Here is a 3,725-nt window from a genome sequence, read left to right on the forward strand (position 1 = left end):
CGGAGCACGTAAACAACACCCCCAGCCCTCAATTCCAAGCTTGACAAAGCACTAGTCGGCTGTCATTTAATGCTTTCTGTTACCCCATGTTGTTAAAATGCGTAATTTAAACTGCGTAATCTGGCAAAAACGGTCGTTGCGCAGGCTTTTCGGTAAATAGGGCTTGGCAAAGATGGTCTCCAGGGGTATACTTCCCGCAGACCTTGGTTTTTCTTTTGAGGATCAGGTCCACACGGTCGGAACAAGCGAGTAGCGTTTTTCATGGAAATGAAGTACGTTTTCCGACCTAAAAGGGTGTTTTTGCAGAGCTGGGTCCTCTCGCAGCCCTTTTCCCACATGTGTTGGCTAGATTGCTGCACACATTTGCTGCTCACCCATCGGTTTGTGTAAACCGCTGTGGAAAGTTGCCTGCGTTGTTGTGGACGCATCGAATTCTGTGATTTTCTTGTTTATCCAGAGTTCCCACAGAAGCAACATTTGCTTCGGTTCAAGTCGGTTCGACCTGCTTAACCCGAGTGAATACCTGAGGAGCCGGTAAAGTATTTTGCCTGTTCTCGCGCAATACTTTTACAAGTGCGCTGTTGCTAACAAGCGGAACTGGATACTACCCCGTGGTTCACCACCCGCACCCAAAATGAAAATCTAAGAAAAATCAGTTTCCAGATATTGGAAAATCCAGCTCTCTGTGTTGAAACATAGATCACGTCCGCTTTCCATAAGCCGACGCCCTGGAAACCAGTCTCTCGAAACGCCCTAATCCTGAGAAGGAAACACTTTGAAAACTTTTAACGAACTCGAATTAATTGAGCCAATACAACGTGCACTGGCTGAAGAAAACTACCACACCCCGACCCCGATTCAGGCACAAACCATTCCCGCCGCAATTCAGGGACGTGATGTACTGGGCTGTGCCCAGACCGGAACCGGTAAAACAGCCGCACTCGCATTGCCCATTTTGAACAAACTGGGACAAAGCAATCGCAAGGCGACACCGGGTCGTCCCTTTGCACTCGTACTGGCCCCCACTCGCGAACTGGCGATTCAGATTGGAGAAAGTTTTGCGGCATACGGCCGACATCTCCGCCTGCGTCAGGTTCTGGTATATGGCGGCGTGAGCCAGGGAAATCAGGTGAAGGCATTGAACCGTGGCGCACACATTATCGTGGCGACTCCGGGACGGTTACTCGACCTGATGAATCAGGGACACATCAAACTGGATCAGTTGGAAGTGTTCGTGCTGGACGAAGCCGACCGCATGCTCGATATGGGTTTTCTGCCTGATCTTAAGCGAATTATCAGCCAACTGCCAAACCAGCGACAGTCACTGTTCTTCTCTGCAACCCTGGCACCGAAGATCACGGAACTCGCGCAAAGCCTGCTGAAAAATCCGGTCAGCGTTAATGTCACGCCCGAATCGAAGAGCGTCACAAAAATCAATCAGCAGGTCATGTTCGTGGAACGCAACGGCAAGCAGTCGCTGCTGCAAAAGATTCTCGGCACACCTGAAGTCGAACGCGCGCTGGTGTTCATGAAAACCAAACGCACTGCGAATATACTCTCACAGCGACTGATGTTATCCGGGATCACCGCAACGGCAATCCACGGCAACAAATCGCAGGGAGCCCGGCAGCGGGCTCTGGAAGCATTCCGCAGCAAGAAGGTTCAGGTACTCGTGGCAACGGACGTCGCTGCACGGGGAATTGACATTGACGGAATCACACACGTGATCAACTTCGATCTGCCGACCGAACCAGAGGCCTACGTGCACCGCATCGGTCGAACCGGGCGTGCCGGCGCGGAAGGCATTGCGATTACGTTCTGCACTGCCAGCGAGCGTCGCGAACTGCGGACCATCGAAATTCTGATTGGACAGAAAATACCACTTGCCAAGGACCAGCCGCAGCCTGAACGGCACCCGGATAAACCGCTGGTTGAGGTATCGAACCGAAAAGATGCTGGCGTCAGGCGGCCGGCTGCGAACGTCGCAAGTCCTCGTCCGCGGCGTCCTGCCAAACGTCGTTTGACGGGAGCAGCAGCGGGAGAAGACAAGCTGAATCAGCAGAAACGGAAAAACAGTAAGTGGCGACATCTTAAGAAAGCAGCCAAACAAACCAGCTAGCGCACATTCCATTTCACCATAGCGTCTCTCATTCCATGAGACTCGTCTCAAATGGCTCTGGAGACGCTATAGTAAACCTGGATACAGGCTGGCAGGTGGACCAGGAACAACCGGCCCGATGGAACTGTTTAAGCCACACTATCTTCAAGGAGAGTCATTATCGCAAGAAACCAGAATACCTTTGCCAAACGTCAACGCGAAGCGGACAAAAAAGCAAAAGCACAAGCCAAGCTGACCCGTCGCAATAAAGAGAAGCAAGGTGGTGATGCGAGCCAACCTCCGGAATTACCGGATAACGAGTTAGAGACTTTAGACTCAGCGGAATGATGTTACGGGAAATTTGATCCCGAATTTGAGTTTAGTATAGCGTTTTTAGAGCCATCTGAGACAATAACCATCGCGGAGTCACCACGAAGGTGTCGGCAGATGCGCTCAAGTTACAATAGGATACAGGAAGTCGATCAAGATCGCGTGAGTGTTTCACGCACAGTGGATCGCGCAATTTTTTTGAAAGTATTGGATTACCTAGATGGCAGAAGGCACCATTAAACAACTCACTTCTAAAGGTTTTGGCTTCATCGCAGATGGAACCGGCAAAGACATGTTCTTTCACAGCTCCGCTCTGGAAGGCGCACGTTTTGAAGAACTTCGAGAAGGACAACGTGTCTCGTACAACGTCGGACAGGGCCCCAAGGGACCCCGCGCTGAAAACGTACGATTGGTTTGAGGACGAGCAGTTCTAACCATGAACTGCGCGTTGCGTGAATTCGAACACCGGGAGCTTTCGAGCCCCCGGTGTTTTTTTACGTGCCGCAATTGACGCGATGCTGAAAGAGGCGTGTTTTAGAACTCGCCCAGCACCTGTCCGTCATTTTTATCGCCCAGATGCTGGAATGTCGGCCGATCAATGTTCGATGAAATGAAACGGACGGCTCCGTCCGCCAGCAGAGTATGCACTCCGCCAACATGATAACTGCGGGCATAATTGTATTTCGTACCCGTATTGCTCACGCAGGGCGCGTTCGGCCAGGTCGTTGATTTACAGGTATAATTCTGATCGGCGATCGAAGTGTTCGGGACTTCCTGGGTCGAGAAAGTCATCTCCCCATGCGCCCCGCCAATTCCATAGCAGCCCGGACATCCCCAATACGTTGTCGCAGCGGCCCTGCCTCGAATCACAATTTCGGACACCAGAATCGTGTTGGAAGCCCCGTCTTTCAAATCGCGGATCTGCGTTTTGGAATTTTCCGAAAAAACGCCATTCAGATTTTTTCCAGTGGTTGTCGCCACATTTCCGGCGCAGCCGATATAACTGCCTTGTGAACGACCAACGGTATCGGCACCACCCGGAGCGGAAGGATCAGAAGGACACAAATAAACGGGAACAACGGCTTTGTAAACGGCCGGGTTTGAAACGATATGCACGTGCGTCGCAGGATCTTCCGTATATTTCTGATAAAGGGTCGCCTGATCTACAAACGGCAAAATCTGATGCGCCCAGGTATCACGCCAATGGTAGGTGAGATACGGCGCGGTCGAACTGTAATTTCCCGGCTGAACTTCCATATGACCGTAAGGAAACGTGCGATGCGTGTCGTTGTAGTTA

3 protein-coding genes are annotated in these 3,725 nt (G+C 51.5%); 2 read left to right on the top strand and 1 reads right to left on the bottom strand.

All coding sequences use genetic code 11. From position 1 onward, the window contains the following. Window positions 1-775 precede the first annotated feature (775 nt). Window positions 776-2,119, top strand: a complete 1,344-nt coding sequence (locus Q0294_RS22580) for a DEAD/DEAH box helicase (RefSeq protein WP_299469968.1) — start codon at window positions 776-778, stop codon at window positions 2,117-2,119. Window positions 2,120-2,648: 529 nt separating this feature from the next. Further along, a complete protein-coding gene (locus Q0294_RS22585; protein WP_299469970.1) occupies window positions 2,649-2,846 on the top strand; it encodes a cold-shock protein in 198 nt (65 codons plus the stop codon). A gap of 116 nt (window positions 2,847-2,962) precedes the next feature. Here the strand turns inward: Q0294_RS22585 and Q0294_RS22590 are convergent. Then, the coding region (locus tag Q0294_RS22590; RefSeq protein ID WP_299469972.1) for a DUF1559 domain-containing protein at window positions 2,963-3,725 on the bottom strand (763 nt) is incomplete at its 5' end.

Source organism: uncultured Gimesia sp., from assembly GCF_937919775.1.
GTDB lineage: Bacteria > Planctomycetota > Planctomycetia > Planctomycetales > Planctomycetaceae > Gimesia.